Annotated in this window: 19 protein-coding genes and 1 tRNA gene; 7 read left to right on the top strand and 13 right to left on the bottom strand. The window is 61.0% G+C overall.

Features of this window, described 5'->3' with window-relative positions; genetic code table 11:
* Positions 1 to 36: 36 nt before the first annotated feature.
* The 3 genes from murJ to mutS form a co-directional block, all read right to left on the bottom strand.
* Entirely contained in the window at positions 37 to 1,617 is a 1,581-nt protein-coding gene (gene murJ, locus K2Q04_RS10305; RefSeq protein WP_291162910.1) for a murein biosynthesis integral membrane protein MurJ, read from the bottom strand.
* A 189-nt stretch (positions 1,618 to 1,806) separates the two neighbouring features.
* On the bottom strand, positions 1,807 to 4,608 hold the full coding sequence (locus K2Q04_RS10310; protein WP_291162913.1) for a [protein-PII] uridylyltransferase: 2,802 nt from the start codon (positions 4,606 to 4,608) through the stop codon (positions 1,807 to 1,809).
* Entirely contained in the window at positions 4,605 to 7,430 is a 2,826-nt protein-coding gene (mutS, locus tag K2Q04_RS10315) for a DNA mismatch repair protein MutS (protein WP_291162916.1), read from the bottom strand. Before mutS ends, K2Q04_RS10310 begins: the two co-directional genes overlap by 4 nt.
* A 196-nt stretch (positions 7,431 to 7,626) precedes the next feature.
* On the opposite strand from mutS, the gene K2Q04_RS10320 reads away from it, so the two are divergent.
* A complete protein-coding gene (locus K2Q04_RS10320; RefSeq protein ID WP_291162919.1) occupies positions 7,627 to 9,900 on the top strand; it encodes an NADP-dependent malic enzyme in 2,274 nt (757 codons plus the stop codon).
* 19 nt (positions 9,901 to 9,919) lie between these two features.
* On the opposite strand, the gene K2Q04_RS10325 is transcribed toward K2Q04_RS10320, so the two are convergent.
* The 6 genes from K2Q04_RS10325 to K2Q04_RS10350 form a co-directional block, all read right to left on the bottom strand.
* Positions 9,920 to 10,888: a GNAT family N-acyltransferase gene (locus K2Q04_RS10325; RefSeq protein ID WP_291162922.1), complete on the bottom strand. Its 969-nt coding sequence runs from the start codon at positions 10,886 to 10,888 to the stop codon at positions 9,920 to 9,922.
* A gap of 79 nt (positions 10,889 to 10,967) precedes the next feature.
* Positions 10,968 to 12,905: an ATP-binding protein gene (locus K2Q04_RS10330; protein WP_291162924.1), complete on the bottom strand. Its 1,938-nt coding sequence runs from the start codon at positions 12,903 to 12,905 to the stop codon at positions 10,968 to 10,970.
* A gap of 141 nt (positions 12,906 to 13,046) precedes the next feature.
* A complete protein-coding gene (locus K2Q04_RS10335; protein ID WP_291162927.1) occupies positions 13,047 to 13,274 on the bottom strand; it encodes a Trm112 family protein in 228 nt (75 codons plus the stop codon).
* A gap of 15 nt (positions 13,275 to 13,289) precedes the next feature.
* On the bottom strand, positions 13,290 to 13,973 hold the full coding sequence (locus K2Q04_RS10340) for an LON peptidase substrate-binding domain-containing protein (RefSeq protein ID WP_291162930.1): 684 nt from the start codon (positions 13,971 to 13,973) through the stop codon (positions 13,290 to 13,292).
* Between the two features lie 30 nt (positions 13,974 to 14,003).
* On the bottom strand, positions 14,004 to 14,915 hold the full coding sequence (gene trxA, locus K2Q04_RS10345; protein ID WP_291162932.1) for a thioredoxin: 912 nt from the start codon (positions 14,913 to 14,915) through the stop codon (positions 14,004 to 14,006).
* A gap of 31 nt (positions 14,916 to 14,946) precedes the next feature.
* A complete protein-coding gene (locus K2Q04_RS10350) occupies positions 14,947 to 15,459 on the bottom strand; it encodes a prolyl-tRNA synthetase associated domain-containing protein (RefSeq protein ID WP_291162934.1) in 513 nt (170 codons plus the stop codon).
* A 169-nt stretch (positions 15,460 to 15,628) separates the two neighbouring features.
* Here K2Q04_RS10350 and K2Q04_RS10355 point away from each other — a divergent pair.
* Both K2Q04_RS10355 and K2Q04_RS10360 read left to right on the top strand, forming a co-directional pair.
* Positions 15,629 to 15,703 (top strand) — tRNA-Gly (locus tag K2Q04_RS10355).
* Between the two features lie 217 nt (positions 15,704 to 15,920).
* On the top strand, positions 15,921 to 16,121 hold the full coding sequence (locus tag K2Q04_RS10360; protein ID WP_291162936.1) for a hypothetical protein: 201 nt from the start codon (positions 15,921 to 15,923) through the stop codon (positions 16,119 to 16,121).
* A gap of 349 nt (positions 16,122 to 16,470) precedes the next feature.
* Here the strand turns inward: K2Q04_RS10360 and K2Q04_RS10365 are convergent, their stop codons facing one another.
* Together K2Q04_RS10365 and K2Q04_RS10370 are read right to left on the bottom strand one after the other, a co-directional pair.
* Positions 16,471 to 16,776 (bottom strand): hypothetical protein, encoded by a 306-nt coding sequence (locus K2Q04_RS10365; RefSeq protein WP_291162938.1) that lies wholly within the window; start codon positions 16,774 to 16,776, stop codon positions 16,471 to 16,473.
* Between the two features lie 261 nt (positions 16,777 to 17,037).
* Positions 17,038 to 17,763: a hypothetical protein gene (locus tag K2Q04_RS10370; RefSeq protein ID WP_291162939.1), complete on the bottom strand. Its 726-nt coding sequence runs from the start codon at positions 17,761 to 17,763 to the stop codon at positions 17,038 to 17,040.
* 336 nt (positions 17,764 to 18,099) lie between these two features.
* Here K2Q04_RS10370 and K2Q04_RS10375 point away from each other — a divergent pair, with 336 nt between their 5' ends.
* The 4 genes from K2Q04_RS10375 to K2Q04_RS10390 are packed head-to-tail and all read left to right on the top strand — an operon-like array spanning position 18,100 to position 21,772.
* Positions 18,100 to 18,720, top strand: a complete 621-nt coding sequence (locus K2Q04_RS10375; protein WP_291162941.1) for a LemA family protein — start codon at positions 18,100 to 18,102, stop codon at positions 18,718 to 18,720.
* A 36-nt stretch (positions 18,721 to 18,756) separates the two neighbouring features.
* Positions 18,757 to 19,599 (top strand): TPM domain-containing protein, encoded by an 843-nt coding sequence (locus tag K2Q04_RS10380; protein WP_291162943.1) that lies wholly within the window; start codon positions 18,757 to 18,759, stop codon positions 19,597 to 19,599.
* A 37-nt stretch (positions 19,600 to 19,636) separates the two neighbouring features.
* Positions 19,637 to 20,257 (top strand): TPM domain-containing protein, encoded by a 621-nt coding sequence (locus tag K2Q04_RS10385; protein ID WP_291162945.1) that lies wholly within the window; start codon positions 19,637 to 19,639, stop codon positions 20,255 to 20,257.
* 57 nt (positions 20,258 to 20,314) lie between these two features.
* Complete coding sequence (locus K2Q04_RS10390) at positions 20,315 to 21,772, top strand: MFS transporter (RefSeq protein WP_291162947.1); 1,458 nt, start codon at positions 20,315 to 20,317, stop codon at positions 21,770 to 21,772.
* A gap of 5 nt (positions 21,773 to 21,777) precedes the next feature.
* On the opposite strand, the gene purH is transcribed toward K2Q04_RS10390, so the two are convergent.
* Both purH and K2Q04_RS10400 read right to left on the bottom strand, forming a co-directional pair.
* On the bottom strand, positions 21,778 to 23,361 hold the full coding sequence (gene purH / locus K2Q04_RS10395) for a bifunctional phosphoribosylaminoimidazolecarboxamide formyltransferase/IMP cyclohydrolase (RefSeq protein WP_291162949.1): 1,584 nt from the start codon (positions 23,359 to 23,361) through the stop codon (positions 21,778 to 21,780).
* A 139-nt stretch (positions 23,362 to 23,500) separates the two neighbouring features.
* Positions 23,501 to 25,219 (bottom strand): heparinase II/III family protein, encoded by a 1,719-nt coding sequence (locus K2Q04_RS10400; RefSeq protein WP_291162951.1) that lies wholly within the window; start codon positions 25,217 to 25,219, stop codon positions 23,501 to 23,503.
* Positions 25,220 to 25,254: the final 35 nt, after the last annotated feature.

The raw sequence follows: 25,254 nt of genomic DNA on the forward strand, positions 1-25,254 counted from the left end.
AGGCTTTTGGCTCGTTCCGGTTGCTAGTTCTTGTCGCTAGTTTTGGCGCCGCGTCAGGCGGCCGAGCTGGCCGATGGACATGACACCGGTTGCGAAAACCAAGAAGGCGAAAACACCCAGTCCGACGCCAATCTCGAGCGCCAGGAAGGACGCTTTGACGAAAAACCCACCGCTATGATCGAGATACGGCGCGAGGACGTGGCTCGTGCCCAGCAGGGCGATGACCATGGCGACGCTCGAAAACAGGATCAGCGGAATGTTCCGTTTGATCCGCGCGTCGACAATGAAGTCGCCACGCCGCCGCAAGGTCGACCATAGGAGATAGGCGTTGAGCCAGCCGCCAAGAGTGGTGGCGATGGCAATCCCGAGCTGGGGCATCATGCCGAGATGGCGCAACAGGAAGAACAGCGCAATCGAGCCGATCGTGTTCGCCGTGAGGCTGATGGTTGCGTACCGCATCGGCGTCGTCGTGTCTTCGCGGGCGTAGTAGGCCGGCGAGAAGACCTTGATCATCACGAATGCGGGAAGACCGAGCGCAAACAGCGCCAGCACCGAAGCCGTGACTTTGGTGTCCTCGGGGCCGAACGCGCCGCGCTCGAAAAGAACGCGGGTAATGTCGGTCGGGATCGCAACAAGGGCGAGAGCTGCCGGGATCGTCAGCAGGAGCGCGAATTCCAGCGAGCGGTTCTGGCTGTCCATCACGCCTGCGGTGTTGCCCATTCTGAGCTGGCGCGAAACGTCGGGCAGCAGCACGATGCCAATGGCGATGCCGACGATTGCCAGCGGCAATTCGTATATCCGGTCTGCATAATAGAGATGGGAAACGGCGCCGGGCTGGAGCGAAGCGATGACCGTTCCAATCGCGATATTGAGCTGTGTCACGCCGCCGGAAATAACGCCGGGGATGCCGAGGCGCACGAGTTTGCGCACATCTGGCGTCAGCCGTGGCCGGCGGATTGAGAGATGCATGCCGGCCTGGCGCATGCCCCACATCAGCAGCGCGAGCTGAAGGAAGCCTGCTACGAAGACGCCCCATGCCTGGATGATGCCGGCTTCGGGGCCCGCCCGGTAGCCGTACCACAACGCGATGAGCGTCGCGATCATCATGACGCCGTTGAGCACAATCGAAACCGATGCGCTTTCGGCGAAGCGCCCGACGGAGTTCAGCGCGCCGGACATCAACGCGACGATCGACATGCACAGCAGATACGGCATCGTGATCCGGGTGAGGAGCACGGACAAATCGAACTTCTCGGGGTTGGCGTCGAAGCCCGGCGCCAAGCCGTACATCAGCACGGGCATGGCGATTTCGGCGACGAACGTGACGATCAGCAGGATGAAGAGAAGGCCCGCCATCGCGTCTTCGGCAAACCGGCGGGCTGCATCCTTGCCGTCGCCTTCGAGCTTCTTGGCGAATATCGGCACGAAAGCGGAGTTGAAGGCGCCTTCTCCGAACAGCCGGCGAAACAGGTTGGGAAAGCGGAAGGCGACAACGAAGGCATCAGCCACCCATCCGGAGCCGAGCGTCGCTGCGATCAGGATGTCGCGCATGAAGCCGAATACACGGCTCAGAAGGGTCAAGCCGCCGACGGTCGCGAACGATTTATAGAGTTTCATCGATTGAACGGCTTACGGTTCGCGTTTTGCCAAGGCAGCAGGCTGCCCTCTTAAACCGGCTTAGGCCAGCAGACATCCGGCATTTTGATGGTCGGACGGCCTCAATTGTGAGGAGTGGCCGACAAGTCACGTCGAGGTCTCGTTGCATTTGTCCCATTTCGGGCGTTCCGAGGACATTCGCCGCGTCCGTTAGGCGCGGGCAGGTTCAGATGCCGTTTTTACAGGATCGGAGTCCGGATCGAGAACGGACTGCAACCGCGTCCGGAGCGCGATCTGGCGCGCTTCGTTGACGATCTGCTTGCCGACGAGATCGGTCACGTAAAACACGTCGACAGCCTTTTCGCCGAACGTCGTTACGTGCGCCGAGGCGATATCGAGCGACAGATCGGAAAGGGCGGACGTCAATTCGTAAAGGAGGCCGGGGCGATCGCGGCCGGAAACTTCGAGAACCGTCAGGCGATCGGAGAGGGCGTTGTTGATGACGACCTCCGGCTCGACAGTAAACGCCTCGACGCCTCTCGAGCCGATGCGCCGCTTTTGCAGGAGGCCCGCAAGCTGTTCCTTGCCGTTCAGCAAGCGCTCGATCGTATCGATGATGCGACGTGCACGGCGAAGCTCGTCCTCGTCGTCACGGAATTCGCGATTGAGCAAAAACGTGTCGAGTGCGAAGCCATCCCGCGTAGTCGTGATGTGCGCGCCAGCGATGTTGGCGCCGGCTGCGGCGCAGGCTCCAGCGAAGAGCGAGAGAAGCCTCGCGTGGTTCGGCGCGAAAACCGTCAGCTCCGTTATCGCGGTGAAGGAATCGGTTTTGACCGCGGTCGCGAATTTCGTCTGCGAGCGCATGGCGTCGCGCACGACGTTCGCATGCTCGATTTGCGTCGCGAGATCGGTGCGTAGCCAATAATTCGGATAGTGCCGCGCGATGAAGTCGTCGACGTCGCTCGCCGGCCAATTGAAGAGGGCGTTGCGCAAAGCCGTCTGCGCCTGCTCGATCCGTTCGCCGCGCGGCGCTTGCGTATGGCCGCCCGCAACGAGCGGTTCGGTTTCGTGGTAAAGCGTGCGCAGGAGCTGACCTTTCCAGCCATTCCAGACGCCGGGGCCGACGGCCATGATATCGGCAGAGGTCAACAGCAGGAGCATTTTCAAGCGCTCCGGACTTTGCACGATGTTGGCGAATGCGCGGATCGTATCGGGATCGGATATATCGCGCGAATGGGCAAAGTTGCTCATCGTCAGGTGCTGCTGGATGAGCCACGCGACGAGCTCCGTTTCGGCGGCCGTCATGCCCAGTCGCGGGCAGATCTTGCGGGCGATGCGCGCGCCGACCGTCGAATGGTTTTCCTTTCGGCCCTTGCCGATATCGTGAATGAAGGCCGCAACGAGCAGGGCACGGCGATTTTGAAGCGAGGAGAAGACGGCCGTCGAGAGCGGCAGCTCGGCAGCAAGATCGCCGCGCTCGATGGCGACGATGTTGCCGAGCGTTCTCAAAAGATGCTCATCGACCGTGTAGTGATGATACATGTTGAACTGCATCATTGCGACGATGCGGCCGAACTCGGGCAGGAAGCGGCCGAGCACGCCGGCTTCGTTCATGTGCCGGAGCGAGGCTTCCGGATTGCCGTGCGCTGTCAGCAGCGAGAGAAATATGCTGTTTGCTTCGGGATCGTGCCGCAGCTTGTCGTCGATCAGTCGAAGCGAGCTGCGAAGCAGACGAATGGCGTCCGGATGCAGGTAAGCGCCGGTATTCGCAGCCTGCGCGAAGAAGCGGATGAGATTGACCGGATCGCGCACGAAGACATCGGCGTCGGCGACGTTCAGGCGATCGTTGTCGATGCGGAAATCGGTTTTCTGGCGGACTTCGCGCCGCATCTTCCAGCTCAGCGGGTTCAGCAGCCGCTTGTAGCCGGGCGATGTCTTCAGCTGCTGCATTTCGAGCGCGCCGCAGAGGATCGTCGTCAGGTCGCCGACATCCTTTGCGATGAGAAAATAGTGCTTCATGAAGCGCTCGACAGCGCGCAGCCCTTCACGCGACGTATAGCCGAGGCTTTGCGCCATAGAGGGCTGCACCTCGAACGACAATACTTCTTCGGCGCGTCCCGTCAGGAAGTGCAGGAAGCAGCGAACACGCCAAAGAAAATCCTCGCAGCGGCGGAAGGTCTGCACCTCTTCGGGTGTGAATATTCCGGCTTCAACGGCCGCAGCGCCGACGTCCTGGTTGAAGATGTATTTCGATAGCCAATGCAACGTGTGCAGATCGCGGAGGCCGCCCTTGCCGTCCTTGATGTTCGGTTCGACTTTGTAACGGCTTTCGCCTGCGCGCCGCGTTCGTTCGTCGCGTTCGGCCATCTTGGCATCGATGAATTGGCGCGCCGTGCCGGTGACGACTTCAGAGCTGAAACGATCCTCGAACTCTGCAAAAAGCTGTTTGTCTCCGAGGATGAGGCGGGAGTCGAGAAGGGCTGTGCGGATGGTGATATCGGCGAGGCCGAGCTTCAGGCACTGCTCGACGGTACGGGTGGCGTGCCCGACTTTGAAGCCCAGGTCCCAAAGCAGATAGAGCATGTATTCGGCGACGCTCTCGCCCCATGGCGTCTGCTTGTAGGGAAGCAGGAACAGGAGATCGATGTCGGAACCCGGCGCGAGGAGGCCGCGTCCGTAACCGCCCGTCGCGACGATCGCCATTCGCTCGGCGTCGGATGGGTTGGTCGCACGATAGACGTGCGTTACCGTGTAATCGTAGATCAGCCTGATCATCTCGTCCTGAAACAGGCTCAGGCCGCCAGCGCATCGTCTGCCGTTGCCGTCGGCTTCAAGCGCAGTTCGCGCAGATTCCCGGGCGTTCTTGAGAATGGTCTTCAGGCTGTCGAGGACCTTGGGCCGCGCTTCAGACGGCGACGGACTCGCATTGAAATGCGCGGTCAGCTCGCGACGCGCCGCTAGCGTATCGAAGTACGGCGGCGGGACCAGCACATTGAATGTTTCGTCGGTCAAGGCTTTGTCTTCTTCTGGGCTTCGGCAAGAGCCTTGAGTTCATAAAGCTTTTCGAGCGCCGCCTTCGGCGACAGTTCATCAGGATGCATGGCAGTGAGCAGCTTTTCAACGGCTGAAGGCTCATTGGCCGTGGCTGCGCCCCTCGGCCGCGCTGCTGAAAACAAAGGTAGATCGTCAATACCTTCATTGTCGATGCGCGGACGCCGATCCGCCTTTTCCAATCGCTCTAGAACCTGACGGGCCCGAGAGACAACGGCGGCCGGCAGGCCCGCCAGCTTCGCGACCTGGATACCATACGAGCGGTCGGCGGCGCCGGGCTTGACTTTGTGCAGAAAAACAATGGTATCCTGCCATTCGGCAACGTCCATAGTGACGTTTGCGATCCCATCGAGGCGTCGCGCAAGGGCGGTCAGCTCGTGATAGTGGGTGGCGAATAGGGCCCGCGCCTTGGTTACTCCGTGTAGATATTCCACGGTCGCCCAGGCGATGGATAGGCCGTCGAACGTGGCGGTGCCGCGGCCGATCTCATCGAGAATGACGAGGGAATGCTCGGTCGCCTGATTAAGGATGGCGGCCGTTTCGACCATTTCGACCATGAAAGTCGAGCGTCCGCGCGCAAGGTCGTCGGATGCGCCGACGCGCGAGAATAGCCGGTCGACGATACCGATGTGTGCGGATCGTGCGGGCACGTATGAGCCCATCTGCGCCATTACCGTGATGAGGGCGTTCTGGCGGAGGAAGGTCGATTTACCGGCCATGTTCGGGCCGGTCACAAGCCATATGCGGGCGTCCGGCAACTCGTCGAAGCCGGGGGGCGCTTCGGCTCCCCCCCTGCCCAGGACGCAGTCGTTTTCGATGAATGCGGCGCCTTCGCTTTTCGCCAAGGCCTGCTGAACGACCGGGTGACGGCCGCCACGGATTTCGAACGCCGAGCTTTGATCGGTGATCGGCCGCACATAGCCTTGTTCGAGCGCCAGAGCGGCAAGCGCCGCGTAGACGTCGAGTTCGGCAAGTGCGCCTGCGGCAGCCCCGAGCGCCTCGGTTGCGATTCCGATGTCTTGCGCGAGGCTCGCGAAAATTTCCTGCTCCAAGCTCAGCGCGCGTTCGCTTGCGGACGCGATCTGGCCTTCGGTTTCGAGCAGTTCGGCGGTCGCAAATCGCACGGCGTTGGCCATCGTTTGCCGATGCCTGAAACGTTCAGACAGCGGAGGGGACAGCAGCGGCTTGGCGTTGAGCTGCGTCACCTCGATATAGAAGCCGAGGATGTTGTTGTGGCGGACGCGAAGCGTCTTCACGCCCGTCTCTTCGATATACCGCGCTTCGAGGTCTGCCATCACGCGGCGGCTATCGTTTCGCAATGCGCGAGCCTTATCGAGATCGGCGTTGTAGCCGTCTTTGACGAAGCCGCCGTCGCGTTTGAGAAGCGGCGGATCGTCGACGAGAGCGCTATCGAGCGCGGAAGCGAGAGACGGCGGAACAGCTGTAAGACGCGAGCGGATCGATTGAAGCTCGGGCGGCAGCGGCAGTGGTCCTGTCGCCGCCGTCAGCATGGCGGCAGCTTCTCCGGCCGCCTCCAGGGCGTCGCGAACGGCTGCCAAATCGCGAGGGCCGCCGCGCCCGAAACCCAGTCGTGGCAAGGCGCGTGCGAGATCGGGCGTTCCGCGGAGGAGAAAGCGGAGGTCGTCCATCAGGCGGCGATTGGAAAGCAAGCAGCTGATAGCGTCGAGCCTCGCTTCGATTGCGAGAGGATCAGTCAGGGGGCTCGAGATTCGCGCAAGCAATTCACGGGCGCCTGCGCCGGTTATCGTCCGGTCGATGGCGCCGAGCAGCGACGACGACTTGTCACCGGATGACGATTTCACCAACTCCAGGCTCGTCCGGCTCGCTGCATCGATGAAGAGGCAGGCGCTGCCCGTGCGGCGCGGGGCGTGAATGAGCGGCTTCTGCCCCATCTGCGTCAGGTCGACGTACTTCAGGACTGCGCCAATCGCCGCCAGCTCGCGGCGCGAAAACCCTCCGAACCCCGCGAGATCGGCAACGCCCAAGCAGGCTTTGAGATCGCGTGTACCGGCGGTGCTGTCGAAATATGCGGAGGGGATAGGCGTCGTCTTGCCGCCCGAATATTCGACGGCCCTGACGAATGTTTGATCGGCGAGCATCGTATCTGCCGCGAGCACTTCGCTCGGCGCCAGGCGAATGAGTTCGCCGGCGAGATCGAGGGCCGATATTTCGGCAACCGCGAATTCGCCCGTCGAGATGTCGAGCGAGGCGAGTGCGACGCGCGATTGGGCCGGGTCGTCTGCGCTCGGCGATGAGCCAAAAACCGCGGTCAGGTAATTGCTGGCTTTGGCGTCGAGGAGGGCTTCTTCGGTCAGCGTGCCGGGCGTTACGAGACGCACGACATCGCGTTTGACGACAGCTTTGGCGCCGCGCTTTCGCGCTTCGGCCGGATCTTCGAGCTGTTCGCAGACGGCGACGCGATACCCCTTCTTAATCAGACGCTGCAAATATTCGTCGGCCCGGTGCACGGGGACGCCGCACATCGGGATGTCGTTTCCCCTGTGCTTGCCGCGCTTCGTCAAAACGATCGATAGGGCTTCGGAGGCGGTAACCGCATCTTCAAAGAAAAGCTCGTAGAAGTCCCCCATGCGGTACCAAAGGAGGCTATCCGGATTTGCTGCCTTGATTTCGAGGTACTGCGCCATCGACGGCGTCGCCTCGTAAGAGACGGCCGGTTCACCTTCGCTGTGCGACACTTCGGCTGTCGCCGGCGGCTCCGATTCTGGTGGCCTGCTCTTGCGCTGCACGTCGGTTCTGGACATCAAGTGACTACGTTTCAATTTGCCCCATTGGCCCTGATCGATGGCGCAGCATGAGACGCTCCACCGCCCCGATCGAAGCGTCGGATATGCATAGGTTGCCGTATCGTCTGCTGCAACCTATCGTGCCGCCACTTTTCCCCTGATGTGTGGTCCTGCAGCAATGCCGCCCGCAAAAATCGATAAACGGTCCGACAACATGGCCCCCCTTCGTCGCGCAGCCCAAGTTACGGCTCAGGAAGCGCTCGCCTTTCACGCGGGCGGCAAGCCCGGCAAACTCGAAATTACGCCGACGAAACCCTTGTCGACGCAGCGCGATCTCTCGCTGGCTTACTCTCCGGGTGTTGCTATCCCGGTTCAGGCGATCGCGGAGAACCCAAGGGACGCATACGCCTATACGAGCAAAGGCAACTTCGTTGCGGTTGTGTCGAACGGCACGGCCATTCTCGGACTTGGCAATCTCGGCGCGCTGGCAGCAAAACCTGTGATGGAAGGCAAGGCGGCGCTGTTCAAGCGCTTCGCGGATCTTGATTCCATAGATCTCCTCGTCGACACGGCCGATCCCGAGGCCTTCATCAACTCCGTTCGTTATCTTGGGCCCTCGTTCGGCGGCATAAATCTCGAAGACATCAAGTCTCCCGACTGTTTCGTCATCGAAGAGAAGCTCAAAGAGCTGCTCGATATCCCGGTCTTTCATGATGACCAGCATGGGACGGCAATCGTCGTCGCGGCGGGCATCCTGAATGGGCTCCGTGTCGTCGAGAAAGACATCGGCGATGTGAAGCTCGTCTGTGCCGGGGCGGGTGCTGCGGCGCTTGCCTGTCTCAATTTGCTCGTGATGATCGGCGTCAAGCGCGAACACATCACCGTCTGTGATATCGAAGGCGTCGTCTATGAGGGCCGCAAGGAACTGATGGACATCTACAAGGCGCCCTTCGCGCAGAAGACGAATGCGAGGGTGCTGGCGGAGGTCATCGAAGGCGCCGACATTTTCCTCGGGCTGTCGGCGGCTGGTGTTCTTTCGCAAGAGATGGTCGCGACGATGGGGCCAAAGCCAATCATTTTCGCGATGGCAAACCCCGATCCGGAAATCACGCCAGAAGAAGTGAAGGCCGTCCGGTCAGACGCAGTCATCGCGACCGGCCGCTCCGATTATCCGAACCAGGTCAACAACGTTCTTTGCTTCCCCTTCATCTTCCGCGGCGCGCTCGACGTTCATGCGACGACGATCAATGACGCTATGAAGATCGCCGCGGCGGAAGCCATCGCGGCGCTTGCGCGCGCTGAAGTTCCGGACAAGGTCGCAGCAGCTTTTCTCGGAGAGCGTCCGACGTTTGGGCCGGGGTACATCATTCCCGCGCCGTTCGATCCGCGGCTTCTGCCGCACGTCTCGGCGGCCGTCGCGAAAGCCGCAATGGATTCGGGCGTCGCACGCAATCCGATCGTCGATATGGATGGCTATGTCGCACGGTTGCGGGGGCGTCTCGATCCGGTCGCGAGCTGGCTGCAATCGACATTCGATGCCGTCCGCGCCGATCCGAAGCGCGTTGTCTTCGCCGAGGGCGAGGAGCATGCCGTCATTCGCGCGGCGAACACCTTTCTACAGCAAGGCTTCGGTCAGCCGATTTTGATCGGGTCGAAAAAGATCGTCACCGAGCGGTTTCGCGAACTCGGCATACCGCTGCGGAAAGAATTCGCATTGATCGACACGACGGCGTCGCCGTTTCTCGAAGAGTTCTCGGATTATCTCTATTCGCGTCTTCAGCGGCGCGGATATCTGAAGCGCGATTGCGAGCGCCTCGTCACCAACGAGCGCAATGTGTTCGGCGCGTTGATGGTGGCGCATGGCCATGCAGACGCGATGGTTTCGGGCGTCACGCGCAACTGGACGAGCGTCTATTCCGACGTTCATCGCGTCATGGATCCAAAGCCGGGACGTCACGTCATCGGCGTCTCGCTGGCATTGAGCCGCGGCCGCGCCGTTCTTATCGCCGATACCAGCATCCATGACATGCCGACTGCGGAGCAGCTCGCCAATATCGCCGTCGAGGCCGCGCGGACCGCACGCGCTTTCGGGATCGAGCCGCGTGTGGCGCTGCTCGCTTACTCGAATTTCGGACAGCCGAAGAGCGAACGCACGGAGAAGGTACGGCAAGCGGTGCGGATTCTCGACGAGCGTCTCGTTGATTTCGAATATGACGGCGACATGGCTGCCGACGTGGCGCTCAATCGCTCGCTGATGGATCATTATCCGTTCTGCCGCCTGTCGGACACGGCGAACGTCCTTATCATGCCGGCGTTTCACGCCGCATCGATTTCAACGAAGATGCTGAAAGAGCTCGGAGGCGCGACTCTCATCGGGCCGATCGTCGTCGGTCTTTCGCATCCGGTGCAGATCTGCACGTTCGGATCGACCGACGCCGATATCGTCAATATGGCGGCACTCGCGGCCTACGGGGCGGGCCGCGACTAAGAGCGGACGCGCAGGCCGCTCAAGCGTCGACGGCTATCCGGCTCTTTGTCTCGTTCGGCGTGCCGTAGTGCTCGAAGTAGCGCGGATCGATATTGGCGACCGGCATGATGACGAGAACGTCGGTCGTGCCGAATTGCTTGTCGAGCACGGCACCATCGCCGAAATATGCGCCAAGTCGCAGGTAAGCCTTGATGAGGGGCGGCATTGCCTTCAACGCGGCTTTCTGGTCGATTTCGGCCTCGGGCATCCGGTTCATCGGGATATAGAGATGATCCTTTGCGCGGCAGCGCCACTCCTCCGGAGCCAAGGCCCGGTGGTGAAGAAAGCTCAGCGCCATTCTGTGTTCGTCGAGGTCGATGCCTTCGAAGCTCGCGCATCCGATCATGACGTCGATGCGATTTTCGCGGACGTACGTCCAAAGGCCGTGCCACAGAAGTTCGACGGACCGTTTGCTCCGATAGGGCGAGAGAACGCAAGAACGGCCGAGTTCCATGAACCGGTGCGTCGATGCTTTGCGCCGTAGAAGGGGCGAGATATCGTATTCGCTCGCCGAATAGAATCCGGGGCCGCGTTCGGCGACTTCCTGGCGAAGGATACGATAGGTGCCGACGACCTTCGGCCTTTCGGGGCGTCCGGCGCGTCCCGGTTTCGTCTGATCGACATCGACGACGAGAAGGTGATCGCAGAGGGCGTCGTAGGCGTCCTCGTCGCGGCGGCGAAACTGCGCGAGCCTTGTCGGGACGGCCGACATTTCTTCGTAGAAAACCTGATAACGAAGGCGCTGCGCGAGTTTTATTTCCGACCAGGTGCGGGCTAAGCGCACCTCGAGGTTGCCGACGCGGCCATAGATTTTGGGTTCGATGTCGCGGGCCAATCCGGTGAGGCGAAGCGCCGGCGTCTTTACTGCGCCGAATGCTGCGAGCGCTGCCGGAAACTTCCCGGGCATGCCCGGCCGCCGTCTACCCCGGTCTGCGATCGACTGCCACATAGTGCGCACATCCTTCCTCAGTTCCTGAGATGGCGCTACCACGATTCCGTGACAGTTTTTAGATTCGATGAATGGCCGGTCAGGCCGCCGGGGTCGCCGCGTCACGGGACGGAGCCGTCCATCTGAGCAGCAGATCATGGAGATCGCGGGCGTCGAACGGCTTCGCAAGATAGTCGTCCATTCCGGCCATCCGGCAGCGCTCGCGGTCCTCAGGGAAGGCATTCGCGGTTAACGCGATAATTGGCGGGCAGGACGGGCCAATGGCTTTTCGCTCCGAATAGAGAGCCTTGATCGACTTCGTGGCTGTGAGGCCGTCGATGTCGGGCATCAGGAGATCCATCAAAATCAGGTCGAATGCGGGGCGTTTCTTTTCGAGCGTTTCCCAGACAACCCTTATCGCCGAGCGTCCGTCCTCGACGACCGTTGGCTTGCCGCCCGCGCGCTCGATGACCTTGCAGGCGAGTAGCGCGTTGATCTGGTTGTCTTCGGCGACGAGGACGCTGAAGGCGTTCCGATGCTCGCAGCGCCCCGCGTCGCCCGATCGTTCGCCAGCGACTGAAAACGATCCCACGGCAGCGATGCCTGGAATAGTCCCGCGTTGAAGTTCCAGCACTGCCGTGAAGACGGCGCCCTTTTCAGGATCGCCGCTGGCTACGATCTCTCCGAACATCGCTTGGGCGAGCCGCTTCGAAATCGCGAGGCCGAGGCCCGCTCCGCCCGGATGGCTCGTCGCGGATTCGCCTTGCTCGAATTCGTTGAAAAGCTGGTCTGCAGAGTCGGAAGAAAAGCCGATGCCGGAATCTGCGACTTCGATCGCGATGCGCACCGCGCCTTGGGACCCGGCTGCTTTATCCGCGGCCAACTCAGTCCTAACGGCAACGCCGCCGGTGTCGGTGAACTTCACGGCGTTCGAAAGCAGATTGAGGACGATCTGACGGACCCGCATCTCGTCGCCGCGGACCCATTCGGGCACGTCGCCCGACATCGTGCAGGTAAACGCGAGTTGTTTCGCGGCGGCGTCCGGCGTCATGAGCTGCATCGCCTGGGCGATACAGTTCTGCAGCGAGAAGTCTTCATTTGTGAGATCGAGCTTGCCAGCTTCGATCTTGGAGAAATCGAGAATGTCATCCAGCAGGATCAGCAAAGCACGCGCCGACTCTTCGGCGATGCGCGCATGCGTCTGCTGTTCGGCATCGAGGCGCGTATCGCGCATGAGGCTCAGCATGCCGAGAATCCCATTCATCGGCGTTCTGATTTCGTGGCTCATCGCCGCGAGGAACCGCGATTTTTCCCTGCTGGCGGCTTCGGCACGGTCGCGGGCGTCTTTAAGATTTTCCTCGATCTCACGCGCGACGGTGACGTCGTGTCCTACGCTTTGGATTTCGATCTCGCCGGTCTCGCCTCGGACTTCGCTCGTTTCCCACGCAATCCATCTTTTGCCGTGGCGCGTGCGCAAAAGTTCGAGCGTACGGCGGCCCGAGGATGACGATCCGGCGAGCGGTTCGGTTCGGACAACTGGGGGACGGTAGATCGAGCCGGTGATGTCTTCGGCGCGGATATCGAAGGCATCGAAGAAGGCGCGGTTCGCGAACCTCAAGCGGCCATCGAGCGAGCAGCGGACGACAAAATCGCGCTGCGCATCGAGAAATTGGCGGTAGCGAATAGCGCTGTCGGACAATTGCCAATGCGCGTCCTTTATTTCTTCAAACTTGCGAATGCCGTCGCGTCTGCGCAATCGAGCACCGCGGGCGACGATCTCGATTAACGGGTGAGACATCAGAATACTGGCGACGGTGACGGCGACCAGCAGCGCGGTTCCGCCCAGAGCGGCCGCGAGGCCCAAATCAAATTTGTGCCAGCTTGCCGTCAGTCCGCCGGCGAGCAAGATCACCCCGGCGAAAAGCGCTATCACCGCATACGGGCGCGATGCTTTGACCGCCTGCCGCCTCAGGCGGGATGACGGTTTTGCGCCCATACCCGCCTTGACGGGCCGCGCGTAGACCGGTTTTTGCAACAACGCTTTTGCCCCTGTATTCGGGGCGACAGTCGGCTGCGGGTATTTTACAGAATCTAAAGAGACGTGGTTAAGCAGGACGGGCGGCGCTCAAAAAATGTTCGCTGAAAGCTGCTCATTGCCTTCACGCTGACACGATGAAATTCAAGCGCGTCGAAAATCGTCGTCCGTCAACTTGCGCGCAGCTTCCTCAATCATGAGCGGAACACCGTTCCTGATCGGAAAGGCCAAGCCAGCAGCCTTGCTGATGAGTTCGCGCGTCTTGGCGTCGTACACAAGCCGCGTCTTGGTCAAAGGACAGACGAGCAATTCCAAAAGTTTCGGATCGACGGCATTGGCGGTGTCGCCGGATGCTTCTTCGCTTTCGCTCATCGAAGCTCTCCCTAGCTATTGCAGCGTCGTGCCGCTACTGCCGTTCGAGGCGAGATCGATCTCCGCGAGTGCGACGAGCACTTCGGCGCGGGATCTCAGATCCTTCGCTTCGAGGAGGGCCTGTTTCTCTTCGGGCCCATACGGACACATGACCGACAGTGCGTTGATGAGGAATTCGTTCGACGCGCGCTGGATCGTCGCCCAGTCGGTTTTCAGGCGGTTCGCTTCAAGATAGGTTTTCAAAACGCGCAAGAGGTTTTGACGATCGACGAGCTCTTCGCCGAGGCCTTCCGTCAAGTCGCTCGCGAACTTGTCGTAGCTGACGCTCATGATGCGATAGGGCATGTCGGTTTCGGCCTCGCCGACGCACTGGAAGCGCGTGATGCCGGTGAGCGTGATGATGAGACGTCCGTCGTCGAGTTCCTGATACGAGGTCACGCGGCCCGCGCAGCCGACGGAACGCAGGCCGGCCGTCTTTTCGACTGGGCTCTCCTGGTCGTCGTCGCCCGATACGACCGGCTGCAGGATGCCGATGATCCTGGCGCCCGACATCACGCCGTCGATCATCTCGAGATAGCGCGGTTCGAAAATATTCAGCGGCAATGTCGCGCGCGGAAGCAGGATCGCCCCACGAAGCGGAAAGACCGGAATCCTCGAGGGCAGGTCGGCTGGACGCCGGTAGCGTTCCGTGAGCGTCAAATTCGGTCGTCTCCGCTTTGTGCCGAAAAATTAACTGAACAGGATCGATGCGAGCTTCCGCCGGCCGTCTGCGACGAGCGGGTCTTTCGGGCCCCACGCGTCGAAAAACTGCAGGAGTTGCTTGCGGGCCGCCTCATCGTTCCACTTCCTGTCCATCCTGACGAGATCGAGCAGAAGTTCAAGGGCCTCTTCCCTGTCGCCCCTGGCCGCCAGACCGACCGCCAAATCGAGGCGGGCTTGATAGTCGGCCGGGTTTTTAGCCGCCCGTGTCCGCAAAGCGGTGAGGTCGGTGGTGTCGGCGCCCTTCTCGGCCAGTAGGATGGCGGCTTCGATGCCTTTGACGACGGCCAATTCCCGTTTGTCAGGCGGCACCAAGGAGAGGGTTTGCTTGGCGCGTTCCACGTCGCCGCTTTTCATGTAGCAGGTGGCAAGGCCCGCCAAGGCTTCGGCGTTGGTTCTGTCCGCCTGAAGGACGGATGCGAAAGCTTCGGCCGCGCCTTGCAGGTCGTCCTGCTCAAGCAACTCTTCGCCGGCCTTCAAGATTTCGGTAATGCCCAGTTCGGCATCATCGGCGACGAGGCGGTCGATGAAGGTCTTGATGGCGCTTTCCGGTTGCGCGCCGACAAATCCATCAACCGGCTGGCCGTCGCGAAAGGCGTAGATCGTCGGGAGCGATTGCACGCGGAGCTGCGCGGCGATCGCCTGATTTTCGTCGACGTTGACTTTCACGAGGCGAACCTTGCCCCGATAACTGCGGACGACCTTCTCGATCAGCGGCGTCAATTGCTTGCACGGCCCGCACCACGCTGCCCAGAAGTCAACAATAACCGGCACCGATTTCGACGCGTCGAGAACGTCTGCCTTGAAGGACGCGGTCGTCGCGTCCTTTACGATGTCCGCCGCGCCCGGTGCGCCGGCGAATTCCTTGTCACCGAATTCCATTGACCCAATCTCCTCGCCGCCGCTCAGACCTTCAAGACGCGGTCAATACCATGACATGGGGATCATGGCCGGTTGTTTGAATGAACCGCAAAAGATCTTCCCGTGCAATGTTCGTGGTTGCGGTGTTCTCCAGCGGATGACAGTTGATGGTTTCCGCTGCCATGAGGGCCTGGTCAAACACGATCTTCACGCGCTGTGCAGTGTCGTTGATGGCGGCAAAAGCCGTCACGGCGCCGGGTGTCACACCAAGGGCTTCCAGCAGCAGTTCCGGCTTGCCGAACGAAAACCGGCCCGCAGGAAGCCTTTTCGAGAGGGCTTTGAGGTCCACGCGCGTCTCGGTGTTGGCGATCACGAGGAAGAGCGCTCCTTTATCATCTTTGAGGAAAAGATTCTTCGTGTGCGCGCCGGGGAGCGCGATCTCGATCGATGTGCTGTCGGCGACGGTAAAGGCGGGAGGATGCTCGACCGTCTTCGTCTGAATTCCGAGGTGATCCAAAACCGAGAAAAGCTGCTCGCGCGTGTGGGGCATCGATGGGTCGCTCATGCTAAGATCGGGACGATATCATTCTGATGGATGGAAGTTGCGAGGAGGGTCTTACATTATGTCTCAACCGGCGCCCGCATTCTCGTTATGAAGGGGCCTTGCATTGGTTTCTCACTTGCGCCATAAGGCGGGTCTTCCGTCGCCGCAAGGCGCTGATGCTGCTGGACATGCGGGTGTAGCTCAGGGGTAGAGCACGACCTTGCCAAGGTCGGGGTCGAGGGTTCGAATCCCTTCGCCCGCTCCAGTATCACAAGATTTCAGAATACCTCCTGGAATCAGCACGAATTGTGCAACGCCATATCGCGTGAAGCCATTTCGTCGTCGATGCAACACTCCATTCCGATATAAGTCGACCAATGCTCGCTTTACGAAAACGTATGGAAAGCGGACGAGGCCCCGTCGCTATAGGTAGCTCCTCACTTGGCGTCAAAACGACGCTCGTAACCAAGGAGAGAAGCTTCATGAAGACTACGTTGGGTGTCGCCCTCGCGGCCGTCGCGATGGTTCTCGGAGCCGGAATTGCAAACGCAGCTTCGGTCAGCAGCGATGTGAACTCGCTCAAGCTGCTTTCCGGCCAATCGCCGGTAGCCCAAAACGTCTATTGGCGGCATCACCGCCATTGCTGGTGGCGTCACGGGCATCGTCACTGCCGCTGGTGGTAGTTTCGAGTACGGCGCCCATGGGGCGCCGTATTTCTATCGCCGCAACGCCGTTCTTGAGACTCGCTCACGACTCGCTCAGGCCATACACCCGGAGGAAAATGCACCCGCGTTGATAGGAAAGGGTGCAACAGTGTTGAAACGCTACGTGCAGTTTCTTCAAGCGGCGCTGGCCTGCGGAATTATGGTCGTCCTTATCTTCAGTATTCCGGTGCTAATGGCCGCAACTCCCATACACTTCGATATCTCCTTCACATCTCCGCGGGCATCGACCGCCGCATTAGCCGCCGAAAATCCGTAAGGGCTGGCGCGAGATACGAAACCGGCCCCAATCGGGGCCGGGGTCGATCGCCTATCTGTAATAGTAATGGCGAATGCGCCGGCGATAGTAATAATCGTCGTAGGGATAATCATCGTAATAGGCGTAGTCGTCGTAATAGGGTCCGTAGAATCCGATAGCCGGACCCCATCCCCAGCCGCCTCCGCCCCATCCCCGATGGCCGCGCCAATGACCACCGTATCCGTGGGCAAACCCGCCGTGGCCGAAGCCATGGCCGAAATGACCGCCGTGTCCGCCGCGCGCCTCAGCGCTTGCCGAGAAGCCGGCGACGGCAATTGCGGCCAAGGCGCCGCCAAGAGCTTTCTTCCAACCGTCCATATCGAGCTCCCATATTAATTTGCGAAAACGACCTCATTGATCGCTCTACGCAAATAACTGGGAACGGCCTGCGCTAGTTCTAATGCGATTGCCGCAATGCTGCTTCGCAGATATGGACATCCACCGCCAAATACCGTGCTATTTCCGCACTTATTCGGTGTCACTTATGCAACTTGTGACCGGAACGCGCGGGCGAATTCGCAATTGAACAATGCAGCATGCGGACGCTTTATTTGAGCTTCGGAAGTAGACTGCGGGCGGCTACTTCGATCGCACCCAACCGTACCCGCCTTCGCGCACAAGAACGCGCTCACGCTGGACCGAGATGACAGGCGGGTGATTGACGACTTCGGCTGCAGCCGGGCGAACGACGATCGATCTGTTGATCACGCCGTGGACGGGCGGCTCGTAAACGCGCGTGGCAGTGGCGGGTTTGACCAGAACGGTTCGCGGAGCGACGCCGTAGACGGCGGGCGTCACGTAGATAATGCGCCGAGCGGGACTAACGACAACGTCTCGCGCGATCGTTTTCATAACAGGGGGCGCTTTCACCTTGCACAGCTTCTCCCTGCCGTCGGGTCCGCTGCGACGTTCCCAGACAAAGCCGCCGGGCGAAACGACGACAGTCTGCTCGACGCGCCGCGTGACGGGCGGAATGTATTCGGAGCGTTTGGTTTGTTGACTGACGATGACGCGCTCAAGTTTCGTGCCGTAGACGGGTGGCGTCGTCACCGTTCGCCATTTGCCGGGACGCATGACGACCGGAACGGCGACGTTTTTCACGACGGCAGGCGTCGCCACAACTTCGCGCCAGCCGGGCCGGACGAGCACGTGCCGGGTCCTGGTCGTGTAGACGTCAGGAATTCTGACCTTGTCGTAGCAGGCGACGGCGCGTTCCCCGCAGCGCTCGCTGGCGGCGGAAGCCGGCCCCGTCGCCAATACAACCAGCGACGTGGCGACCGAAGCCGATACTGCAAACTTCCGCATTCCTGGCCTCACGAAGCCCATAAAACTGCCCACTCCGCAGCCGCGAATCGCCGAAAATCTCAATAGATGTCTGGTGATAAGCCGAGGCGTCAGGCTTTCGGCGGTCATTTCAAGTATTCGGGCGCGGGTTCAGATTACCGCAAAGGCTACCTGCTTCGCAGGTTTGGCCCACAACTTGGTAAAGCCGTTAGTGATCACCTGGGATGAAGTATTCGCGGTGTCGCTTGAATGCCATCGGGAAAGCCCATACCAACATGCGAGTTACAAACACCGTATCGGTGCATCCACTAGCGGCTGTCGAATGGGATTCTGTTCAATGATGGGGAACGTCAAATCATGATCGCAATGACAAGAACTTTCATTGCCCGTCCGATCGCGTTCCTCGCGATCATCGTGGCGGGCCTCTCGATGGCGGGATGCGGTATCAACACCATTCCGACTTACGAGCAGCAAGCCAAGGCTGCTTGGAGCGAAGTGCAGAACCAGTACAAACGCCGCTCCGATCTCATTCCGAATCTCGTTTCTTCCGTGAAAGGGTTCGCGGATCAGGAGAAGAGCGTTTTGACCGAGGTCACGAAAGCCCGCGAGCAGACGACGAATATCCAGTTGCCTCCCGACATTTTGACGAACCCGGAAGCGATGAAGAAATTCCAGGACGCGCAGGCGACGCTCAGCGGCGCTCTCGGACGCCTCATGGCTGTCGTCGAACGTTATCCAGACATCAAGTCGGGGCAGAATTTCCTCGCGCTGCAAAGCGAGCTTGCCGGCACGGAAAACCGCATCGCGATCGCGCGGCGCGATTACATCGATGCAGTGAGAAAATATAACACTGAGATCTCGACCTTCCCCGGCCGTTTGTGGAAGGTGGCGCTTTATCCGCAGGCGAAGGAAATGGCGACGTTCGATATCTCGCCTGAAGAACAGAAGGTTCCGAAGGTCGATTTCAGCAAGCCATAGCGCTCAAAGCCTGCAACTTTGCTAGGAACTCGTCCGATGGCTGGCGCTTTCACCGCCGCTCGGTCTTTCACGCTGCACGATGGGCGTCGCGCGTTGCTGCGCGCGATGCTGGTCTTGCTATTTGCGGCGTTGCCCGTGCTCTTCGCGCCGGCTTTTGCCGAGCCCGTCTATCCGAACCTAGCCGGCCGCGTGACCGATGAGGCTGGCCTGCTGACGCCCGAAGACAAGGCCGAGATCGAAAAGGCTCTTGCAGCTCTCGAAGATACCTCGACCGATCAGCTTGCCGTCGTCACCGTCAAATCCCTCCAGGGCTATCCGATCGAGGAATACGGCGTTGGCTTGGGGCGGAAATGGGGGATCGGTCAGAAGGGCAAAGACAACGGCGTTCTCCTCATCGTTGCGCCGAATGATCGCAAGGTTCGGATCGAGGTTGGCCGCCGGCTCGAGCCGTTCATGACGGACACGATGTCGACGCTGATTATCCAGAATGCCATTCTGCCGAAGTTCCGGCGTGGGGACTTTGCGGGCGGCATCAAGGACGGCATCCGCGATATCAAGTCGGTTCTTCTCGGCGATAGCGAGGAAGTGAAGCGTCGCGCCCAGGGCGGGCGAGCGCTGGAAGACGATCCGTGGGCGATCGTCCATCTCGCCATTTTTCTGATGATTGTCGCCTTCGTTCTCTGGGTCAATTACCGGCAGGCGCAAGCGGTGCAAGCGGGAATGCCCGGCTCGCGGCGGCGACGGGGCGGAATTGTCGTCATTCCGGGCGGCTCGGGAAGTTGGGGGGGCGGCGGCGACTGGTCCAGTGGCGGCGGTGGCGGCGGCTGGTCTGGAGGCGGCGGCGGCTTCGGTGGCGGCGGCGCTTCGGGAAGCTGGTAGGGGCAACGAATTCGATGCAAAAAGGCGGTCGCGCGCGATGAGCTTAATCAGTGCCAACGACGAAGAGCGCATTTCTGCAGCCATCACGGCGGCGGAGCGCACTACGTCGGGAGAGATCGTTGCCGTCGTTGCGGATCAGAGCAGCCGCTATCAGCATATTCCGTTCATGTGGGCGGCGCTCCTGGCCCTCATCATTCCCTGGCCGTTCATCAACTTCACGTGGATGCCGGTGCAGATAATCTTTCTCATTCAGCTTCTCGTCTTTCTCGGCCTGCTGGCTCTCGCATGGCATCCGCGCGTGCGTATGTCGCTCGTGCCGAAGTCGATTTTGAATGCGAATACGCGCCGGCGTGCGAGCGAGCAGTTTCTCGCGCAGAACCTGCACACGACCGAGGGCCGGACCGGTGTCCTTCTTTTCGTGTCGCTCGCGGAAAAGCGTGTCGAAATTATCGCCGATAGCGGCATCGATGCGCTGGTTCCGAAAGGCACCTGGCAGAAAATCGTCGATCAGCTTACGGCCGAAATCGGCGCGGGGCGGGCCGTCGATGGTTTCGAGCGAGCGATAAAGCAGATCGGCGATCAGCTTGCTGCGCACTTCCCGCCGGGCAATGCCGATCCCAACGAGCTTCCCGATCACCTTATCGTCTTACGGAGCTGACACACTTCCGGGCTAAGTGATGGGAGGCGCCGCCGGGGGAATCGAAGAGGGGGAGACATGGCGACGATCGATATCGGCGGTTCTGACGAGCAAACGTCGCCTGTCGCGGCGGGCGACGTGGTTCGCGCTCCCCTCCGGGCTCGCGTTTCGTGGATGCTTTATGATTGGGCCACGCAGCCGCATTACACGCTGGTGCAGACCTTTCTGTTCGGTCCCTACTTCGCGAATGCGGTCGTGCAGAATTCCACTTGCGGCTCGCTGATCGCTGAAGGCAGCGAAAAGGCCGCTTGCGGTCAAGCGCTGTGGGGATATGCGGCGGCTGTTGCCGGACTGCTGATCGCGATACTCAGCCCGGTATTGGGCGCCGCCGCCGATGGGCGCGGCTCGCGAAAGCCATGGATGGCCGGCCTGTCGCTCGTATTCCTCGCAGGCCTCAGCGTTCTTTGGCTCGGCGTGGCAGATGCCAATCTGACGACCATTCTCATCGTGCTCGCGGGCTTTGTCATGGCGACGCTCGCCGCTGAGCTGATGAGTGTTTTCTCGAATGCCATCATGACGGGCCTTGTGCCGCGCGACGAGCTTGGCCGATTGTCCGGCACGGGCTGGGCGGTTGGCTACTTCGGCGGCCTCGTCAGTTTGGCGCTTGTTGCAGGCCTGTTGGTGCCGATACCTGGCGAAGCGACGACGCTTCTTGGGCTCGATCCGCTGTTGAAGCTAGACGGCGGTGCGCATCAGGGCGACCGCATCACCGGGCCGTTCGCCGCGATATGGTTCGCCGTCTTCATCATTCCATTTTTTCTCTTCGTGCCGGACCGGCGGCGGGCCGTTGGCGCGCATCCGGAGCGTTCCGCGACGGCTGAGCTTTGGGACACGATCAAGTCGCTTCCCGCGATGCCGAGCGTTTTGATTTTTCTGATCGCGCGGATGCTCTACACGGACGGGCTGACGGCCATCTTCGCTTTCGGCGGAATTTACGGTGCGTCCGTCTTCGGCTGGGGACCGCTCGAGCTTGGAATTTTCGGGATCATCCTGACGTTGGTCGGGGCATTCGGCGCGCTCTTCGGCGGATGGCTTGACGATCGTCTCGGACCGAAGACCGTCATCGTCGTCGCGCTGTTGGCGTTGATCGCGGGGGCGGTCGGCATTCTGTCGGTCGATAAAAATCATATTCTTTTCACGACGGAAGTTGCCGAGAAGGTTCTCGGCTCGACGCCATTTTCGTCGCCCGGCGAGCAGGTGTTTCTCGCCTTCGCCATCCTCGTCGGCGTCGTTGCCGCGCCCGTTCAAGCTGCCAGCCGGTCGCTGCTTGCCCGCATCGCGCCGCCCGAGAAGATCACGCAGTTCTTCGGGCTCTTCGCGTTTTCAGGCAAAGTGACGGCGTTCCTGGCGCCATTCGCTGTTGCGTTCGTTACGCTTGAGACCGGCAGTCAGCGCATTGGCATGGCGGCCGTGCTGGCCTTTCTCGCCATCGGCGCCTTCATGATGCTGTTCGTGCGGACACGTCCAGCCCGGTGAGGCGCCTAGTGCCGGAAGTGGCGGACGCCGGCGAAGACCATCGCCAAGCCGCGCTCGTCGGCGGCCTTGATGACTTCATCGTCGCGCATTGAGCCACCCGGCTGGATGACGGCAGTAACGCCCGCTTCGGCCGCGGTGATCAAGCCATCGGCAAACGGAAAGAACGCGTCGGAAGCGACGACCGATCCGACGGTCAGCGGCTCGTTAACGCCCTGAGCTTTCGCGGCTTCCGTGGCCTTCCAAGCGGCGATGCGTGCGGAGTCGACGCGGCTCATCTGACCAGCGCCGACGCCAACGGCCGCGCCGTCTTTTGCGTAGACGATGGCGTTCGACTTCACGTGTTTGGCAACCTTGAAGGCGAACCGCAGATCTTTGAGTTCGGCTTCGGTCGGAGCGCGTTTGGTGACGACCTTCAATTCGAGATCATCGGCATTGCTCGCGTCCCGCGACTGAACGAGGAAGCCGCCGGCGACGGATTTGAAGTTGAGCCCGGCCGCACGTGAATCCGCGAGGCCGCTTGTCAGCAGCAGGCGGAGATTTTTCTTGGTCGCGAAAATGGCTTTCGCTTCGTCGGATGCGCCAGGGGCGATGACGACCTCGGTAAAGATCTTCGTAATGTCGTCGGCGGCTTCGGCATCGATCGGCTGATTGAGCGCGATGATGCCGCCGAATGCACTTACGGGATCGCAGGCGAGCGCTTTGCGGTAAGCCTCGGCAAGCGACGTTCCGGTCGCGACACCGCACGGATTAGCATGCTTGATAATGGCGACTGCCGGTACGTCCGACGAGAATTCGGAGACGAGTTCGAAAGCCGCGTCTGTGTCGTTGATGTTGTTGTACGAGAGTTCCTTGCCCTGAAGCTGTTCGGCCGTCGCGACACCAACGCGATTTTCTGCGGAGAGGTAAAGAGCGGCCGATTGGTGGGCGTTTTCACCATAACGGAGCGCTTGCGAGAGCTTGCCGCCGAACGCGCGATAATCGGGTGCCGGCGTGCCGATCTCGCGTGCAAACCAATTGCTGATCGCAGCATCATAGGCCGCGGTGCGGGCGAATGCCTTGGCGGCGAGGGCCTTGCGCAAGGGAAGTGTCGTTGCGCCGTCGTTGGCTGCGATTTCCGCGAGCACGCGATCGTAATCGGCCGGTTCGACGACGACGGTGACGCTCTCGTGATTCTTTGCAGCGCCGCGGATCATCGCCGGGCCGCCGACGTCTATGTTCTCGACGCAGTCATCGTAGGAGGCTTGTCTCGCGACGGTCGCCTCGAACGGATAGAGGTTCACGACAAGGAGATCGATCGGCGAAATTCCATGTTCGCGGGCGGCCGCGTCGTGAACGACGTTGCCGCGAATGGAGAGGAGGCCGCCGTGCACTTTCGGATGCAAAGTCTTGACGCGGCCGTCCATCATTTCGGGAAAGCCGGTCAGCTCCGAGACGTCCTTTACGGCCAGGCCAGCGGCCTTTAGCGCGGCGGCAGTGCCACCCGTCGAGACAAGCTCAATGCCCCGGTTCACCAGGGTCGTTGCGAAAGAAATGAGCCCAGTCTTGTCGGAGACTGAAAGGAGGGCTCGGCGTATTCGTTGATCGGCCATGTGCATCCCAGTTGTTCGCTCGTGCGCGGTTAGCACGGTGCGTCGGGCAAGGCTATCCCGCGCGTGGATCTGACGCGCGATTGGCCTCGTTTTGCTCGCGTTTGTTCCGGGCGCGCGTTCTGGTCGTGCGTTTGGGCGCTCAGATTTGCCGGTCGTTCGGCCGTTCCGCGCGGACCGACCAGCGGACGTGCGTCTCGCCGAAGGTTGTACCACGGAGGACGATCTGCAGGCTCGGCCGCGGGCCGGCGCTGTCGACAAAAAACAGGCTTTCTTCGATCGACATTTGAGCGGTGTCATCCGCGGCCGAGAAGAGCCAGCTTTCGCCGTCGCGGAGGGTAATGCGGCAAACGCCGTGTCCGGCGGAAAGGCAGGCGCAATCGGGATGAAGATGGAAATGAATGGCGTAAGGGAGATCCTGCTTCAGGCGCAGCGTTCCCTTCGGCGGCTCGAGGATGTCGATGCCCTCTAGCTTTTCGCCGGCACCGGAAAGCGCGAGGCGGCGCACATGGATCAACCCGAAGCGTTTCAGATAGCCGTCATGGCTCGCGTTCAGCAGGGTTTGGTCCGGTCCATCCGTAAATTCGAAAACAACGGAATCGGGTTCCCTGATCGGCAGGCCATCGACCATCGATTCCAGCTGCTCGTGCCGGATGAGGCGGGAGGACGACGTTTCTCCGAGGCAAAGCGTGTTGTGACTGGCGGTCGCGCGCGCAACGGAATCCCAGTTGCGATCGGCTGGGCCTGGAAATCCGCCGTTGGCGAAAATCAGATGTTGTCGCGAGGTCATTTCGAACGAGAGGGCACCAGCCTGTGCCAGTGTCGAAAGTTCGAGCGGGGGAGGGGAGCCGACATCTGCGAAGACGATTGTCCGGCCTCGTTCGAGCCGGGCATACCCCGATTGATGAGCGACCGGCATGAAGTCGAGTTCGCCACCGGAATAACCAAGAGCGGTCGCGAGCGCCGCCGGTGAGCCGGTGCTGACGCCATTGAAGCGCGCGAGCATGCCGTCGCCAAGGCGCGTGAATCGCAAAAACCGCAATGACTTCTTGACCGCCGTGTTGATCTCCTCGGGGGAGACAAGCGCGCGCGAGGAGAAGCATTGTCCCAATGGGAGCAGGTCGAGAACGAGATCGGACAGAACACTCGTGCTGCGGCTGACGTGGCCGCCATCGTCGAGAATCTGGCGCTTCAACTCAACGACCAGCGCGGCTTCAGCCTCTTTCAGTTGCCGGTCGTGGCCTGAGACGGCCAGTCCGGTCAGGACCAGTGCAATCAGGCAGACCATACGCGGCACGCCGTCCGGCGCGTTTCTCCACGTCGTCCGAAGCGCAACGATCTGCTGGCCAACGCTCGACATGATCTGCGTATAAGAGCGCGCGTCCAAGTCTTCGAGGAGCATGTTGGCTTGCGATATCCACGAGATCAGCCGCCGTGCGATGACCTCGGGCTCGTAGGCGATGCCGTGCGAGATCCGCTTCAGAGCGATCCATTCGAGCACAAGCTCTCGTGCGGCGGATGCCGCCTCTTCTTCTTCGGTCGCCGCCAAGTGGCGTAACCAGCCGAACCCATGGAGCTCGCGTTCCCAGGCTATGCTCGGAGGCGTCACTCGAAACGCGGACGCGCCCTTGAGGTCTGCGATCTCGGACGCCAGCCCAAAGTGGCCGTGCGCAATCTCTGTCCAAAAGCTCGGATCGGCGGCGCGCAGTTCTTGCGGTACGATGAGGATCTGATCGGCGCCGTTGCCAGCGTAGCGCCAGCGCATCAGCGGCGACGACAGCGTGAACGTCACGGCCCGGCGGCGGAGGCGCTCAACGGAAAGGGAGCGGATCTTCAGCCGTTCCGTGACATTGAGGCCCAAGGGGAAACGCTCCTGCGACGTTGCGCGAAAAATCG

The organism is Hyphomicrobium sp., assembly GCF_019753045.1.
GTDB lineage: Bacteria > Pseudomonadota > Alphaproteobacteria > Rhizobiales > Hyphomicrobiaceae > Hyphomicrobium_B.

Bases quoted from the DNA above. Each gene is read 5' to 3' on its own strand.
- K2Q04_RS10325 (WP_291162922.1), bottom strand. From the start codon at position 10,888: ATGTGGCAGTCGATCGCAGACCGGGGTAGACGGCGGCCGGGCATGCCC.
- K2Q04_RS10335 (WP_291162927.1), bottom strand. From the start codon at position 13,274: ATGAGCGAAAGCGAAGAAGCATCCGGCGACACCGCCAATGCCGTCGAT.
- K2Q04_RS10375 (WP_291162941.1), top strand. From the start codon at position 18,100: ATGATCGCAATGACAAGAACTTTCATTGCCCGTCCGATCGCGTTCCTC.
- K2Q04_RS10350 (WP_291162934.1), bottom strand. From the start codon at position 15,459: ATGAGCGACCCATCGATGCCCCACACGCGCGAGCAGCTTTTCTCGGTT.
- K2Q04_RS10360 (WP_291162936.1), top strand. From the start codon at position 15,921: ATGAAGACTACGTTGGGTGTCGCCCTCGCGGCCGTCGCGATGGTTCTC.
- K2Q04_RS10320 (WP_291162919.1), top strand. From the start codon at position 7,627: ATGGCCCCCCTTCGTCGCGCAGCCCAAGTTACGGCTCAGGAAGCGCTC.
- trxA (WP_291162932.1), bottom strand. From the start codon at position 14,915: ATGGAATTCGGTGACAAGGAATTCGCCGGCGCACCGGGCGCGGCGGAC.
- mutS (WP_291162916.1), bottom strand. From the start codon at position 7,430: ATGTCCAGAACCGACGTGCAGCGCAAGAGCAGGCCACCAGAATCGGAG.
- K2Q04_RS10370 (WP_291162939.1), bottom strand. From the start codon at position 17,763: ATGCGGAAGTTTGCAGTATCGGCTTCGGTCGCCACGTCGCTGGTTGTA.
- K2Q04_RS10385 (WP_291162945.1), top strand. From the start codon at position 19,637: ATGAGCTTAATCAGTGCCAACGACGAAGAGCGCATTTCTGCAGCCATC.
- murJ (WP_291162910.1), bottom strand. From the start codon at position 1,617: ATGAAACTCTATAAATCGTTCGCGACCGTCGGCGGCTTGACCCTTCTG.
- K2Q04_RS10365 (WP_291162938.1), bottom strand. From the start codon at position 16,776: ATGGACGGTTGGAAGAAAGCTCTTGGCGGCGCCTTGGCCGCAATTGCC.
- K2Q04_RS10380 (WP_291162943.1), top strand. From the start codon at position 18,757: ATGGCTGGCGCTTTCACCGCCGCTCGGTCTTTCACGCTGCACGATGGG.
- purH (WP_291162949.1), bottom strand. From the start codon at position 23,361: ATGGCCGATCAACGAATACGCCGAGCCCTCCTTTCAGTCTCCGACAAG.
- K2Q04_RS10390 (WP_291162947.1), top strand. From the start codon at position 20,315: ATGGCGACGATCGATATCGGCGGTTCTGACGAGCAAACGTCGCCTGTC.